13 protein-coding genes are annotated in these 13,958 nt (G+C 61.7%); all 13 read right to left on the bottom strand.

Annotated elements, in window-relative coordinates:
- Positions 1–47 precede the first annotated feature (47 nt).
- On the bottom strand, positions 48–599 hold the full coding sequence (locus HWV67_RS00585; protein ID WP_175649493.1) for a tail fiber assembly protein: 552 nt from the start codon (positions 597–599) through the stop codon (positions 48–50).
- Between the two features lie 2 nt (positions 600–601).
- The gene (locus HWV67_RS00580; protein ID WP_175649492.1) at positions 602–1,363 is read right to left on the bottom strand and encodes a hypothetical protein; all 762 of its coding nucleotides are present in this window, start codon (positions 1,361–1,363) and stop codon (positions 602–604) included.
- Between the two features lie 72 nt (positions 1,364–1,435).
- Positions 1,436–2,482 (bottom strand): hypothetical protein, encoded by a 1,047-nt coding sequence (locus HWV67_RS00575; RefSeq protein ID WP_175649491.1) that lies wholly within the window; start codon positions 2,480–2,482, stop codon positions 1,436–1,438.
- On the bottom strand, positions 2,482–6,483 hold the full coding sequence (gene gpJ / locus HWV67_RS00570; protein WP_175649490.1) for a TipJ family phage tail tip protein: 4,002 nt from the start codon (positions 6,481–6,483) through the stop codon (positions 2,482–2,484). Before gpJ ends, HWV67_RS00575 begins: the two co-directional genes overlap by 1 nt.
- Before the next feature lie 54 nt (positions 6,484–6,537).
- Positions 6,538–7,128 carry a tail assembly protein gene (locus tag HWV67_RS00565; RefSeq protein WP_175649489.1) on the bottom strand — a complete coding sequence of 197 codons (591 nt, stop codon included), beginning with the start codon at positions 7,126–7,128 and terminating at the stop codon, positions 6,538–6,540.
- On the bottom strand, positions 7,125–7,907 hold the full coding sequence (locus tag HWV67_RS00560; protein WP_175649488.1) for a C40 family peptidase: 783 nt from the start codon (positions 7,905–7,907) through the stop codon (positions 7,125–7,127). The genes HWV67_RS00565 and HWV67_RS00560 overlap by 4 nt, the downstream gene beginning before the upstream one ends.
- Positions 7,908–7,910: 3 nt before the next feature.
- Positions 7,911–8,612 (bottom strand): phage minor tail protein L, encoded by a 702-nt coding sequence (locus HWV67_RS00555; protein WP_175649487.1) that lies wholly within the window; start codon positions 8,610–8,612, stop codon positions 7,911–7,913.
- 36 nt (positions 8,613–8,648) lie between these two features.
- Positions 8,649–8,996, bottom strand: coding sequence for a phage tail protein (locus HWV67_RS00550; RefSeq protein ID WP_175649486.1), 348 nt, complete (start codon positions 8,994–8,996; stop codon positions 8,649–8,651).
- Positions 8,996–12,409, bottom strand: a complete 3,414-nt coding sequence (locus HWV67_RS00545) for a phage tail tape measure protein (RefSeq protein ID WP_175649485.1) — start codon at positions 12,407–12,409, stop codon at positions 8,996–8,998. Before HWV67_RS00545 ends, HWV67_RS00550 begins: the two co-directional genes overlap by 1 nt.
- A 53-nt stretch (positions 12,410–12,462) precedes the next feature.
- Positions 12,463–12,789, bottom strand: coding sequence for a zinc ribbon domain-containing protein (locus HWV67_RS00540; RefSeq protein ID WP_175649484.1), 327 nt, complete (start codon positions 12,787–12,789; stop codon positions 12,463–12,465).
- Between the two features lie 35 nt (positions 12,790–12,824).
- Entirely contained in the window at positions 12,825–13,079 is a 255-nt protein-coding gene (locus HWV67_RS00535; protein ID WP_175649483.1) for a phage tail assembly protein T, read from the bottom strand.
- 29 nt (positions 13,080–13,108) lie between these two features.
- Positions 13,109–13,447 carry a phage tail assembly chaperone family protein, TAC gene (locus HWV67_RS00530; RefSeq protein WP_175649482.1) on the bottom strand — a complete coding sequence of 113 codons (339 nt, stop codon included), beginning with the start codon at positions 13,445–13,447 and terminating at the stop codon, positions 13,109–13,111.
- Positions 13,444–13,944 carry a phage tail tube protein gene (locus HWV67_RS00525; protein ID WP_175649481.1) on the bottom strand — a complete coding sequence of 167 codons (501 nt, stop codon included), beginning with the start codon at positions 13,942–13,944 and terminating at the stop codon, positions 13,444–13,446. Before HWV67_RS00525 ends, HWV67_RS00530 begins: the two co-directional genes overlap by 4 nt.
- Between the last annotated feature and the right edge of the window lie 14 nt (positions 13,945–13,958).

Here is a 13,958-nt window from a genome sequence, read left to right as displayed (position 1 = left end):
CAGGCAAAAAAATACCGCCTCATGGGCGGTTGGTGATTTGGTGCGGATCAGGCCGGCGGCGCGGGCCAGTCGATTTCATTCGGATAGCCGGGCTGATCGGGCAGCCGGTTCAGTGCCACGCGGTACCGCTTCCACTCTTTCAGCAACGCTGTCTCGGCATCCGTGGCTTCATCGATGTCCACGGCATCCTGAAGCGGCGCGATCGCAGCATCAGCGAGTGCGCGACGCCGGGCGGTCTCGGCCAAGGCTTCCGCGAGCGGATCGACCGGAGTCGGCTCAGGTGGCGGCGGCGCCTCGGTCGGCGGCAAGTCTTCGACCGAGACGTGCAGGGTGATGCTGTGGAGCAGGTCCGCCGGCTCACCTTCCTTCACCACGCTGACCGCCAGCACACCATCGTAGAACGATGTGGCCACCGCCGCGCCGACATCGAGCTGGTTGATGACGTAGCCCCACCCTTCCGGCGGCGGCGCCATGCCGAGAGTGCCGTGCACCAGGTACTGACCAGGGCCAGGGTGATCGACGGTGATATCGGACTTGCCGAGCGACGTGATGTCGATAATCGAGCCGTCGCCCAAGATGTTGATTGCTGCTCGCGTCATGATCAGATCGCCTTGAGGGTGCCGTCTGCGGCACGGGTGGTATTGCCGGTGGTATAGAACTTGTTCCATGTCGATGGCGACCCTCCGCTATCAAACTGCCGGACAGCCACCGTCGGGGCAGTGAAGCTGTCGGCGACGATCACGAACTCCGAGAACAGGTTTCCGCCCACGTTCTGAGTAATCTTCACGCCGCCGGCCGATGAAACAGGTGAAGCGCTCGCAGGGAACGTGCTGAACCCGGTTCGACCTGTGAACGATGCGGCCGGAGCTGAGACTGAACCAAGCCCGTACGCTCCTCGCTCAAGCAATTCGCCATCGCCCGTTCCGACTGTGCGCGTTGCTGCAGAGCCGAGGCCCAGCCCTGTTCTTGCGTCTGCCGGGGTCTTACCGCCGGTTCCGCCTTGTGCGACCGTGAGTGCCGTAGTCAGCCCGGCAATCGAAGTGATGTCCGAGTTCGCGCCACTCTTCGCCGCACCGATGTTCGTGCGCAGCGTCGGCAGATCGGTTGCATTACCGAGCAGCGCCAGCGTGCCGCCCCACTGCTCAACCACCGCACGCACACGATCAGCCAGTTCCTTTGGATAACCATTCAGCGGTACAAGGCCATAGCCGGCGCCGGAAACAGTGGGGCCTTGGTAGGCTGGCAGTATCGAGATCACCGCCGCGCTCGCGATGTTCGTCACTTCATACCAGTGGCCGTCGGGACCGAGAAACCCATCCCCAACCCTGCCGCTGCCCACGAAATCAGTGTTGACGCCAGTCACTGCTGTTTGGCCGGCGGTAACTGTCACTGTGCCCTGTCTAGCCCATGCCATATGTGTTCCTTTTTCGGTTGATTACAGGGAGCGCATCGGGCGCGCAGCGAAGAGCGTGCGGCCGTTTGCAGTTAATGGGTTGATGCCTGAGCCGTTCTCGCAGTACATCTGGAGAATGCTGCGATTGCCGGGCCACCAGCCGCCAAAATTCGCGCGGATGGGCTGGTTGGTCTGGACAACGTTCGTGCACGAGAACAGCGCGTTAGCCAGCACGTAGTCGTCGTAGCTGCCAGTCCATGGCATTTGCTGGCTCGGCGCGTTGGCACCGCCAGCGCCCGGCAGCGACGTGCCGGCTTGCACGAACGAGTTGCTGGCCGGCTGACCGCTCAGGCTGGTGATGTTCATCGTTGTCGCGAACAGCAGAACGCCGTTGGCGTCACGCACCCGTGCGCCGTATGCGCCAGTTTCAACAGCGCCAGCCTGGTAGCTCGAGCAGAACCACCGGATCGTCATGAAGCTTGTCCACGCCGAACCGTGTTGCGGATACGGGTATGCTCGCAGCCTGAACCCTGTCCAGTTGCCTGGACTGCCCTTCACCGAGAAATTGCCGACCATCATGTAGTCCGCAGCATTCAAGAACACCAGCGGCCGTTCATAAGTCGTGATCGGCGCCGGGAAGTTGATGTCCGCCCACAGATTGATTGTTCCGCTCTGCTGCCCAATCTGGAACTGACCGTTGTAGCGAATCGTCAGCGCACGATTGACAGCGTCGATCTGCGTCAAGATGTTGTTGTTCCGCGCCCGGATGCCATACGTTCCAGCGGTGCCGGGGGCATCGGCGCCGCTGGACAGAATCAGCACTTGCCAGGTTGATGTCAGTGGCTGCCGAAGCTGCAGGCTGCCAGCCGAGTACCACGCCGCCGGCGAGTATGTGAACTCGCCGCGGTCTTCCAGGGTATCGACAACCACGAACGATGAGGCCTGTATCTCCGGAATTGAAAAGTACTGGTCGAATTCTCCGTTGCCAGTCACGGTCATCATCTTGAGCGACCGGATCGGCGTGACCGTCGTATCGAGCGTGACGACTCCGGATGCATCGCGCGTCCGGAGCCCATACTGAACTGCCATCAGGTCATCCTCCCCACAGCCGTGCGCTCAACCCCGTTGGCGTCGTAGACGTACAGCCCGCCGTTGTTCAGCAGCGTCGAGCCATTCGCGTCCTGCCCGCGGAGAGTGAACGTGCCGGCGGCGAAGTTAATCTCCAGCAGCGGCAACCCCTGCGAGTTCAGCGCAGCGGACCGAATCGTCATCGCCGCAACGATCTGCTGAATGAATGCCGTGTTGATGATCGCGGTATTCATGAAGACCTGGCCGCCCTGGACAACGAACGGCAGGATCATCTGGCCGCTGGACTCATCGACGATCGCGAAGCGCTGAGCGAATGCCAGAATTTCCGACGTGTCGCCGTCGACCCCGACCGACAGTCCAGCCATGACTTTTCTGCCGCCGACAATCGACTGAGCCTTGATCGTGGTCTGCGCCTTGACTCGACCATCGATCCCGACAACGGTCTCACTGACCTGCTGTACCGCTGCGCGAGTGTCACCAATCGAGGCCTCTAGCGTTTCCGTTTTCCTCGCCGAGGCTTCGCTCGCGCTCGCCTGGACGCGCACTTCCGATGCAAAGGCGGCAGCGGATTGCCACGACTCAAGCGCGCCCAACAGATCGCCCTCCCCGGTATCGTCCCTGGTCTGCGAATGCACGGCCTGGATTGTTGAGCGTAGCGAGCCGATGGCCTGCTCTGCGTCGGCCTGGGCCTCCTCGACACTCTGGATCTTCACTGCGTTATCGCCGATGGCGACTTCGTTCGTGTTGATCCGCTGCGTCAGCGCGTGGTCAGCATCGGCGAGCGCATTCAGCTCCGTGCCGATGGCCGCAGTGCTGCTGTCGAACTCGGCCTTGATCTGGTCCAGGCGCGACGCGGTCGTCTGCTGGTTGGTGGCCACTACGGCTTCGAGCGTGCTGATACCTGCCTTGTTACCGGCGACATCGGCGTCGAGTGTCGTCAGTCTGGTGGCCGTCGCTTCGTTCTCGCTCGCGCGCACCCGCACTTCCTGCGCGAATTTCGCGGCACTGTCCCAGCCTTTCAGAGCATCGGCCAGGTCGCCCTCGCCGTCATCCTCGCGCCACGCGGCCTGGAGCGCATTGAGCTGGCTTGCCGAGGCCGTGACCTTGCCGTCCAGCTCCTCGATCGCTGTTGTGTGCTGCTGAACCTGCATGGCCAGCGCATCGACGGCCTCGGCGATGGTGCCGACGTCGGCCCAGAACAGCGGGTCGGGCGGTGCAGCGCCAGCCGGTACCGAGGCGCGGGCCTGGAACAAGCGCTGCCCCACACGCACGACATCACCCATCACGTACGCTTTGGATTCGTCGTACGCCAGCGCGTCAGTCAGTTCGTCGATTCGCTCGTACAGCTCCTGCTTGGCCTCCTCGATCCGGCCGTTGACCGACTCCGGGCCATCGCCCGAGATCTTCTTGATCTCTTCGCGCAGCTCCTGGTACAAGGCGCTCGCACCGATCTTGTCGCGGAAGTACTCGTCGTACAGCGACTGATCCGCACTCACCTGGCCGTTGACGCCCACGCCGTTGGGGTAGAACGGTCCGATGTTGCCGGAGCGATCCACCAGGCGCGCCCAGTAGAAGAAGGAAGCCCCGGGTACCAAGCCGTGAAGCTCATGCTCCGCTTGCGGGTATGCGTAGTCGCCCAACCTGGTCGCGTCGTCGCGGCTCGTCGTCGGGCTCTGCCAGATCTCTGTGCGCTGCGTGTCTTCGGCGCCAGCCGGGAAACCCCATTTGAGGCGGGTGCCGTAGACCAGAGGCGTAGCCAGCAGGTGCGTGACCGCAGGCGGCAGGCCCGTCTTGCCGGCGATGTCGGTGAGCATTGAAGTGGTCGGCATGGACGAAACATCCATCGCGCTCACGGCGCGGACGCGCGCCAGGTACTGCCCCGCATACACGCCGCGCACATCAGCCGCAAGCTCGCCAGTCCTTGGCAGCTTGATCCAGTCCCGCGACCCCCAACGCCACTCGACATCATAGGCAACAGCGCCGGGCGCAGCGCTCCAGCCGATGGTCATCGTGCTGACGGCAATGCCTTGGTCCACGGCTACATGGCTGGTGATCAGCACTTGGGCCGGGGCATCCTGCACTCCCCGCGGCAAGACGCTGATCGGACGGTCATCGATCACGGTCCCGTAATCGATCGCGTCGAACTTGCTCGGCTCGTGCTGGATCACTTCGAACTGGAACTGGTGCCATTCGGGCCGCGTGATGTTGCGGACGTAGAACTGCATAAGCTTCAGGTCGTCGAAATCCAGTGCCCAGCCGGCCTCCGGCTGCGGCGGCTCGCTGAAATCGGCCATGACCGTTACCTGTCGACCGGCAACGGACCTCACCTGGCGCGCCTGGGTCTTGCCGCTCGGCAAGTTGATGAGCAAGCGCGCTCCGGTCGGCACGTCGATATCGCGGTCGAGTGTAATGATCCTGCCAGCAGCCGCTGCGACGCGCCCGCCATTAGCGCGCCCGGCAAACATGGGGTCAGCCAGCGCGATCACTTGCCCTGGGCGGGGAATGTGGCCATCGAGGCCGACACGGAAAGTCGCCCCACGGGTCTGCAACTGTTCGGTGGTCAATGCCCAGGCGCCGGCGCGTTGCGCTTGGCCGTGCACGGTACAGCCAACGGCCTCGACCGATAGCTCGCGCACACCCAGCTCAGCGATCGCCTCATCATCGAACACCGGCTCCTTGTCCGTGTCGTAGCCCTGATCGGGGTTGTCCCACGACACCATAGCCAGACTGTGGCGGTCGCGCGCCTTGCTGCCGGTGTACTTGATCGCACCGTCGCCGAGGATCTGCGACAGGGTGTAGGTGTACACCGGATCCTGCGGCATGTCGGCGTTGACGACGATCTGGCTACCATCCCAGAAGGCCAAACCATGGAAGATCGCCGCCAGGTCCTGAAGGACTGCCCACGCCTCGGCCTGCTTCTGCAGGTAGAGGTTGCAGGTGAACCGCGGCTGAAGACCGCCCTTCCCGTCCGGCACCATCTGGTCGCAGAACTGGGCAATGCGGTACAGGGACCAGTGGTCGATCATCGACAGGTCGATGCGATCGCCGAGGCCGTAGTACGGGTGCAGCGCCAGATCGCGGAAGATCCACGGCGGGCAGTCGGTCCAGGCTTCTTTCCATGTACCGTCCCAGATGCCATTGCTCGTACCAGGCCCGGCAGTGGCGTAGTTGCGCGTAGCGGGGTCGTAATTCGCCGGCACCTGCACAATTCGGCCACGCATGAGCACAGCGATCTTGGCGATATCACCACCGAACTGCTGGGCGTCGTACTCGACACAGCTCACCGCGGTGAGCGGATATTCCTGGTCGCTGTCGACGACCTCGCCGATGGCTTCCACCAGCATCCCATCCGACACCAACGAACTGTTGGCCTCTGGCGTGATGCGGCGAACGCGAAGCGTCCAGCGGCCACCGATAGGAAGCTCGATGCGGTGGGAGCGCTCGTACTTCGTGATGTTCTTCCGATCAACCTCGGATACCAGGGTCTCCAGATACGGCCCGTTGTCGGTGGAAACATCGATTGCGTACTGGATGAGAACCCCGTTGATGTTGCCGGAGCTGTCCTGCGCCTGGAGCTGGGGCCAAGCCAGACGCACGCGCACGGCGTCGACCATGGAGTTGCTGACGGTGTAGAGGTATGGCGCGGTGCTGACCAGTTCGTGCTGGACGTCGATCTCGTTGCTCGACTCCGACACGCCCTCCAGGCGCTCCTGGTTCAGCTCGCCGGAGCGAAACTGCCACTTCACCCCGGGATAATTCAGGGTGCCGTCGGCAGCCATAACCGGGGTGCCATCGAGCTTGATGGATCGAAGGCCGTCGACTGGGCCGACGATAGGCCCCCAGCTCCACAGGTAGACCATCCGCGCAGTCGCAATCGACGGCGTGCTGTTGGAAGCGATGCTGGGTTGCTTCTGCTTCTTCTCGCCGCCCTTATGGCCCACCACTTGCCGGCGCCGACCGGCCTGAACGCGCCGCGGCTTGCGCTTCACTGCTGCGCCCATCACCCCTCCAGAAACGAAAAATCCCGCCGGAGCGGGAACGTGAATTGCCAGCTGTCAGAGCTGGTCTTGCGTGTAGATACCGCCCGACTCGACAGCGCCGCCGATCTCGCGCTCGCCGTACAGAACGGGGTAGGGATTGCCTTGGGCGATAGTGGTCACCGCCGAGCCAAATCCGTAGCTTGGGTTGTTGCCGTCCTCGTTGCGGTCGAGGCTGCCGGTGCGTGCCGTGGGCGAGAGCAGTTGCACCACCCCTGACAGGCCCAGCGCCGCACCGCCAGCAATGAGCGACAGGCCGACCGTGGAGGTCGTGCCTGACCAGTCGTACATCACGCCGACTACGACCAGCACGGCGCCGAGAATCGTCTGGAACAGGCCGGCCTGCTTGCTACCTCGGATGATCGGGACGATGCGGATGTCCTCGGCCCGCTCCGATTTGAGATCGAGATCCTCGTTCGCCAGGTTGCGAGCCCCGGAGAACACAGCGAACGTCAGGCCGCGTTCCTCGCCTTCTCGGAGGAACTTCTCGAAGCCCTGGACCATCACGCACAGGGCGCGGATACCGTCGCGCTCGTTGCGAACCTCCAACGTGTACTCTCGACCGAAGTGCTTGCGCAGCACGCCGTAGAGTTTGATCGTGCGCTTCATGGCTGATAGTCCTTGTGTCGCAGAATCAGTCGGCAGCGGTTGGCCATCGACCATCCGTAGATCTCGCGGGCGGCGCTACGGCCCGCCATGTGGTGGTAGATGAACGGGCCGACGCCGCCAAGCGCTGGCGCGTCCTCGCTGACCAGCGCCGGCTCGTCGCCCAGGTAGATCGCAGCGTGGTTAGGGTGAAAGCAAGGCCGGCCTGGAGACGGGACCATGAACACCAGCATGTCGCCGCGGCGTGGCTCGCTGACCTGATAGAAGCCGGTCGCCGCGAAATTGTCCTCGTAGAGGCTCGGGCCGTCGGCCTCCTCCCACCACAAATCCTTGCGCTCGAAGTTCGGCAATTGCAGGCCGGCTTCCCGGGCGTACCAGTCGCGGCACGCGCCCCAGCAGTCGAGCAGACCATGCGCGAACTCGCGGCCGAGCAGCGGGGCGCTGTAACCAGACGGCTTGAACCACTCCATTTCGCCGCCAGGCCAGGCCACGATGCCCCACGGAACCTCATGCAGTTCGCAGCTGACGCGATCCGCCATGCTCGGGCGCGGCGCGGCGTCGGGGTGGCTGTGGATGATCGCCAGCAGGTCGCCACGGTCTTCTGCCTGGGCGAGGTCTTCGTGGTGGATTGCGAACTGGTCACGCGGCGTGCGGGCAAGGTTGCGGCACGGCACATACTCCCGGCCCAGCTCGGTCTTGATCAGCACGCCACACGCTTCCGTCGGGTGCTCGCGTGCTGCATGCTCGCGGATCGCGGCCTGCAACTGTTGATTGATGCGCATGGGTTACCTCGAACTGGCGATCAGGCTTGCGCCCATGGATCCGCCGAAACGGCGGGTGTTGCCTCGGGCCTTGCAGCTCTTCCAGCGGCCGCCGCAGCGATCCTCTGCTGGGTTGTCGGTGGGCTCGTCCTTCTTGTTGAACATGGCCGCGCCGGTGTAGGCGCAAGCCTCGCCGCGGTACCCGCCCCGGCACGCCCACCGACAGAGCTTGGTGATCTGCTGGCTGGGCAGCATGACGCCGTTGAGGTCCAGCGGACTGGATAGTGAGAACGTCACCTGGTCGCGGGTTTCCTCGGTCTTCTGCTCGATGTACCAGCGGTTGACCTTTGCCTCGTTGGCAGCCGTCGGGTTGCCTTCGGGGAAGTTGGCCGCGTCCAAGAAATGCCGGAAGGTCTCGATCACAGCCACCTTCGCACCGGCCAGGTCCTTCAGTTGCAGGCACAGCGCCGACACCGCACCGCGAACGCCGCCGATTTCGTTTGCCAGTTGCAGGGTCGGAGTTGCCGGCCTGCCGTCGCCACGGATGTCGAAGCCCTTGGCTTCGATCTGCAGCGCCTCGTAGAGCTGGCCCTGCCAGATGATGTCGCCCTCTTGAGCGTGACCGTGGAAGCGCATCAAGTTGCCGCCCAGGCGGGTAGCGTCGACCTCGTAGAGTCTGATCAGGTTGCCCGGCTCGAGCTTCTGGACATCGGATTCGAAAGTCATAGGGCCTCAGAAAGAAGAAACCCCGCAGCGGCGGGGTCAGTAAGGGGTGAATGCTTGCTTCATCGTGAAGCTGATCTTGAATAGCCCTGCCCCTTGGGGGTCGAGTTTGTAGCCGTTGACCTTCCAGCGGCCGGACATGCCGCTGGGGGATGTCCAGAGAAACGACTTGTAGCCCTCATGGCGATCAAGGAAGTCACGGATCTGGCGCAGCTCATGCCCAGCGCCAAGACTGCCGGCCGCCTGATGCGCCCACTCCTCCGACTTGCCGTTGATTCCGGTACCGCCAGACTGCTCGTAGCCATCACCGAAGTCGTTCCCCCAGGTCCGCTGCTTGACCTCGCCGGCAGCGCCGACCCGGGTGCAGAACCCGAATGTTTCCGCCATCACCGCCTCCACATGCTGCCGCCTTGGCCGAATTCCTCGGCAACTACCTCGCGGCACATTTGCCGGAAGCCCTCTTCCATCGCCGCGCCCTGCCGGCGCGCCGCCTCATCGCTCATGCCAGGCTGGGCCTTCACCGTGATTGGCGCATTGATTGTGATGCCGCCGGAGCGACCCGCGCCTGAACCGCCGTCGCCGGCATTGCGCAGGTACTGGGTCAGGTCGCGGTTCTGATTCGGGTTCAGCACCCGCTCCCCGCCGTCGAGCAGCCAGGTGCCCTCTCGCGGAATGTTGTCCATGCCGTCGTGCGCCATACCCATCAGGGCGCTGGACGCAACGCCGGCCACCATTGGCGCGGTGGCCAACGCGGCGGCGGCAGCAGCGGCTGGCGCTGCTGCTGGCCCAACAATCGGGATGGCCGCGGTCGCGGCGTATGCCGCGAGTTGAGCCTGGAATGCTGTGGCCTGTGCGTTGGCGACCAAGCCCATGCCCGCCATTGATTGAGTGCTCTTACCCACCAGAAGCTGAACGGCCTGATACACCAGCCACTGGGCTGCCATATCTGCGAGTGCGCCGATCATCGACTTGGCGAATCCGGTCACCATGTCCATCAAGGCATCACCAGCATCCTTGGAGCCTGTAGCGACATCAGACATGAACGTGCTGAGCTCACTCCTGGCGCTACCCAGAACTGACGTGGTCGCATCGGCGGCGAGGGCCGAGTAGTTCTGCGCGACATCAGCGAAGTTCTGCCAAGCGTCACTGACACCGTCCATCCAGTTGGACTGGGCCTCGTCGAGACTGCTGTAGTAGTCGCCCTGCAGCTCAAGGCGCGCAGCGAGCGCATCGCTGAGCAACTGGGTTTCACTGTCGAAAAGGTCTTGGCTGATATCACCACTGTTACGCTGGAGGACAAGCTCGCGCTGCTGGCGGTTGAAGTCTTCCTCCATCGCCAGCCGCTCCTTCAGCCGCTCGCGGTACTTGTCGCCCTGACCAGCGCCCGCGAGCTCCTGGTCGAAGCCATTCTTGGCCGTGAGGTAGTCCTCGTTGACACTGGAGCGGAAGGAAGCAAGTTTCTTGGCATCTTCCTCGGCCTGTTTCAGCTTCTTCAATGCGTCGAGTTCAGCCGCCAGACCTTCGAGGCGTTTGCGCTGCTGGGCATTGACACCTTCCAACTTGCCGGTGGAGACCTCGAAGGCTATCTTCTCCACTTCGGTGGCATTCTTGCGCTTGTCGGTTGAGGTGTTGATCAGCTCGATCTGCCGCTGGTACCCCTCCTCCATTTCCTCGAAGCGCCGACTCAGAGCTTTGCTGTCCTTGTCTCCGGCCTTCGACTCCTTCAGCGCCTTATTCGCCTTGTCGATCGCGGCGGCGGCGTTCAGCGCCTTTTTCTCGTCATCCGGTGAAAACTTGAGCAGCCCAGCGGCGATCTGCGCACGTAGTTTCTCAACTTCCGTCAGCTTGCCCGCGACAACAGCCTGCTTCTCCAGATTCTTGAGGTAGCTATTACCATCCTTGTCCGAGGCGAGCCGGGAACTGTTGAGCTCCTTCTGCACCGACTGGATTGCGAGCCTCAGCGCGTCAGCTCGCTCCTTGGCATCACCCAGGGAGCGATCAAAGGGAATGTCGCTTTTGTCGTCGACCCCTTTCTGGAACAACTCCTGCAGCTTTTCGGTTTCCTTAAGCTCCGCTTGAAGTCCTTTCAACCGCTCCTGCAACTGATCGTAAGTCTGAGTGTTCAGGCTTTCGGGCAGCATGGATCGAGACGCCTGGCGAATACGTGTCGATGCATCCTCAAAAGAGTTTGCAGCTTTGCCCGCCCCCTCCTCGGCCTTGTCGCCGAAGTCGAGGAAAGAGTAAGCAAGCACACCCATAGTGATGATGAGGCCAGGCCAGCCAGCAGCCATCCGCAACAATGCAGAGCCAGCGGTACGCAAACTTGCAATCCCTGCCCCAAGGACACTGGTTACCGGAATCCACGTTGCCAGGGCGGAAGCTGTAGCTGTATTTGCAGCGATCTGTGCCCCGGCAAGGCTGCCGTTCGCAACCGCGAGCGCCTCAGTCATGGTTGTTCGATGTGCAAGAGCCGCACTCATCTGGGCGGATCCAGCTACTGTAGTCGCTGCCAACTGAGCTTCTGCAGCGGTTAGCTGTTTGGTGATAGCAACTTCTGCAAGCCTGAGCTCCACCATCCGAGCTACCGACTGTTGTCGGCCGATATCTGTGATCTGCGACTGAAGCCTTTGCGATTCAAGTATTTTTTCGGCTGCAATGGCCGCTTGAACGGTCTGAATGCGTGAAATTTCAGCCGCCACGATCTGCCTGCTGGCAGAAACTTTAGCGGCCGCCCCAGAGACCGCGGACCTTGCAGCAGCCAAATCCGACACAGATGCGGCCTGGGCCGCTTCGGCACGCCTAAGCTCACCAGCAGCAGCAACTGAACTTGCAAATGCCTGCTCTGACGCCGCTGCTCGGGCAGCTTTCCATGCGAGTAGTGAGTTAACCAGCCCCCCGGCCACCCGCCCCAACGCTACATACAAGCCAGTTTCGAGCACATTCACCAGGTCTTTAATGCTCGCGGAGTCGGCAGCTGCTGACAAGTCCAGCATCGCCTGAGCAGCAGACTTGGTCATGCCGTAGGCCTCATCCAAAGACCCAACAATCTTCGCGGCGCTGTTTTGTATTACGGTCCAACCCGCTGAAAGGGTGGTTTGCGAACGAGCAAAAGCGTCATCAATGGCCTGAGTTTGGCTAAGGATCGCCAGGAATACCTCTTTAGAGGTTAGCTTTCCCTGCTCACCTAGAGATCGCAGAGATTCCCTGGAAACCCCCAGCCCATCAGCAATTGCCTGAGCTAGGCCTGGCGCTTGCTCAAGCACTGAGTTCAACTCTTGGCCCCGAAGAACACCAGAAGCAAAGGCTTGGCCAAGCTGCACCAGCGCCCCCTGAGCCGCTTCAGCAGATACGCCGCTGGCGGACATTGCCTTACTGATGTTCTGCGTTACCTGGGCTACCTTTTCCTGCGTAGTTCCGAGCTGACCAGATGAAGCAGCGATTCGCTGATAAAGCTCCGCCGTTGCATCCAGTCCGGATTGGGAGTTCTGTGCAATCTGGAATACAGCCTGAGACTGCGCTGCGAACTGATTGTAAGTTTCCGAAACCTGCTTAATTCGATTTTGGACGCCGATCCATGTCTGCGAATAATCTATGACTTGCCTGGCACTGAGGTAGGTAGCCGCAGCGCCCGCAATCCCCTTGAACGCCGACATGACCGATTGAGATGTCTGTTGAGCCTGCCGCTCAACCTGCGACATGGATCGCTGAGCGGAGCGTGCAGCTTGGTCCATGCCCTGCTCGAACCCACCAATCCGAGCAATCAGGTCCAGGGTGAGCGTGCCTAGAGATCTGCTCGCCATACTTTCCTCCAGGCGAAAAAAAACCCACCGAAGTGGGTATTAGGAATTGAAATTCAATCTGTCGGCACTGGGTCAACGATGGATTGGCAATACCTGCACTTCACGGCCTCTTTTCTAATGGCCTCAGCGCAAAATGGGCATTTTCGATGCGATGATGACTCCCCAAGATCCACAGCTGCTCGGCGACTATCTTCATCGATCTTTTTAAACGGGTGAGGCAGCAAATAGACAAGGACGATCCCAATAATGGGCAAGGTGAACCCTATCAGGAACCAAACAAGCACACTGCGAGACTTTCCTGCGGCGATATAGGCGGCAATCGCGCCGCACCATATCCAAAAAAAGAGAACCACATAGATGTTTTCATGAAATTGCTGCATGGAATCCCTCCCTATAAAGGGTGAACTCTAACAGATCAAATCCACTCACTCATCGCTTGCTCAAGAGACACTCCCGGCTGCGCATGATGTGGCAAAAAGTCGTAGAGATCTGCTTTTCCGCCGCCACTGCGATTTACCTGCAACGCAATCAAACCCGCAGCAAGCTCGACGCGGCGAACCAGATTGAGCGAGCCATGCTTATCTCTGTAAGCCACCCAGGCCAGAACTTCCGCGTAGGAGAGCGTGGCCTTGGCCTCGGCGATGGTGGTCCCGCCGATCCCGCTCAGCACCAGCTCATGCCACAACTCGTCGGCCGGGGTCAGCTCTTTGCAGGGGGATTGTTCACCTCATTGACGGCGCTGAGCAGGGCGATGCCCAAGGTCGAGTCGAGGTTCACTGCATCATCGAACGGGAGCTCTTCGGTACCGTCCTTGCCCAACATGATCGAAGCAGACAGGTAGCGGGCGTTCTTGAAGCGCTCGGCCTCGCCACCGGCGAACATGGCCTCCATGACGCCGAAGGCGTGCCGGCGGACGTGTACGGTGAACTTGTCGGTGATGGGCTTTCCATTCTTGTCGGAGTGTTTCCATTCGACTTCCTTCGGCACCAGGGCATCGGCGATGACGCCGCCTTTCTTCTTTAGTTGCTCCAGGTTCATGGCGCGGTCCCTTTGACGATCCAGTTCAGCTTGCCGGAGCGCTGAATGGTGGCTGCGGTGCTGACCGAAGCGTTGCTTGCGAAGTCGAACGGGAAGTCCGCAACGTAGCCAGCGAACAGGCACCAGGTGCGAGTATTCGGCAGTTCGAAATCGTCGCCCTCAGTGTTGACGGTTGGCTTGATGTCCTTGCCATCGGACCACCCGAGCGCCCAGAGGATGTCCTCGTCGCCGTCGTCCTGCGAGATCTGGAACATCCGCACGTGACTGGCGTTCCGAGGATCGGCCAGGATCGTGGCAGTGGCTTGCCCCGGCGTGCGGGGGCCTTTTTTGTACTTTCGATCGGTGTCGGCCAGGCAAGTGTCATCGATCTGGTCCGCAGGCGATCCGCCAGGGTTGAAGGCGGTGAGGCACTCGACCTCCATCACGGTCATGGGGCCGGCACCGTTCGCGGGCGGCAACAAAGCGTAGAGCTGCGCGCCCTGGGCGTTCATCGACATGGCTTTTCTCCTAA

Source organism: Pseudomonas sp. Marseille-P9899 (assembly GCF_903166565.1).
Lineage (GTDB): Bacteria > Pseudomonadota > Gammaproteobacteria > Pseudomonadales > Pseudomonadaceae > Aquipseudomonas > Aquipseudomonas huaxiensis.
This window is presented reverse-complemented; position numbering and strand designations above follow the sequence as displayed.

Excerpts from the sequence above, each read along its gene's own strand:
- HWV67_RS00585 (WP_175649493.1), bottom strand. The coding sequence starts at position 599 with ATGACGCGAGCAGCAATCAACATCTTGGGCGACGGCTCGATTATCGAC.
- HWV67_RS00575 (WP_175649491.1), bottom strand. The coding sequence starts at position 2,482 with ATGGCAGTTCAGTATGGGCTCCGGACGCGCGATGCATCCGGAGTCGTC.
- gpJ (WP_175649490.1), bottom strand. The coding sequence starts at position 6,483 with ATGGGCGCAGCAGTGAAGCGCAAGCCGCGGCGCGTTCAGGCCGGTCGG.
- HWV67_RS00565 (WP_175649489.1), bottom strand. The coding sequence starts at position 7,128 with ATGAAGCGCACGATCAAACTCTACGGCGTGCTGCGCAAGCACTTCGGT.
- HWV67_RS00560 (WP_175649488.1), bottom strand. The coding sequence starts at position 7,907 with ATGCGCATCAATCAACAGTTGCAGGCCGCGATCCGCGAGCATGCAGCA.
- HWV67_RS00555 (WP_175649487.1), bottom strand. The coding sequence starts at position 8,612 with ATGACTTTCGAATCCGATGTCCAGAAGCTCGAGCCGGGCAACCTGATC.
- HWV67_RS00550 (WP_175649486.1), bottom strand. The coding sequence starts at position 8,996 with ATGGCGGAAACATTCGGGTTCTGCACCCGGGTCGGCGCTGCCGGCGAG.
- HWV67_RS00545 (WP_175649485.1), bottom strand. The coding sequence starts at position 12,409 with ATGGCGAGCAGATCTCTAGGCACGCTCACCCTGGACCTGATTGCTCGG.
- HWV67_RS00540 (WP_175649484.1), bottom strand. The coding sequence starts at position 12,789 with ATGCAGCAATTTCATGAAAACATCTATGTGGTTCTCTTTTTTTGGATA.
- HWV67_RS00530 (WP_175649482.1), bottom strand. The coding sequence starts at position 13,447 with ATGAACCTGGAGCAACTAAAGAAGAAAGGCGGCGTCATCGCCGATGCC.
- HWV67_RS00525 (WP_175649481.1), bottom strand. The coding sequence starts at position 13,944 with ATGTCGATGAACGCCCAGGGCGCGCAGCTCTACGCTTTGTTGCCGCCC.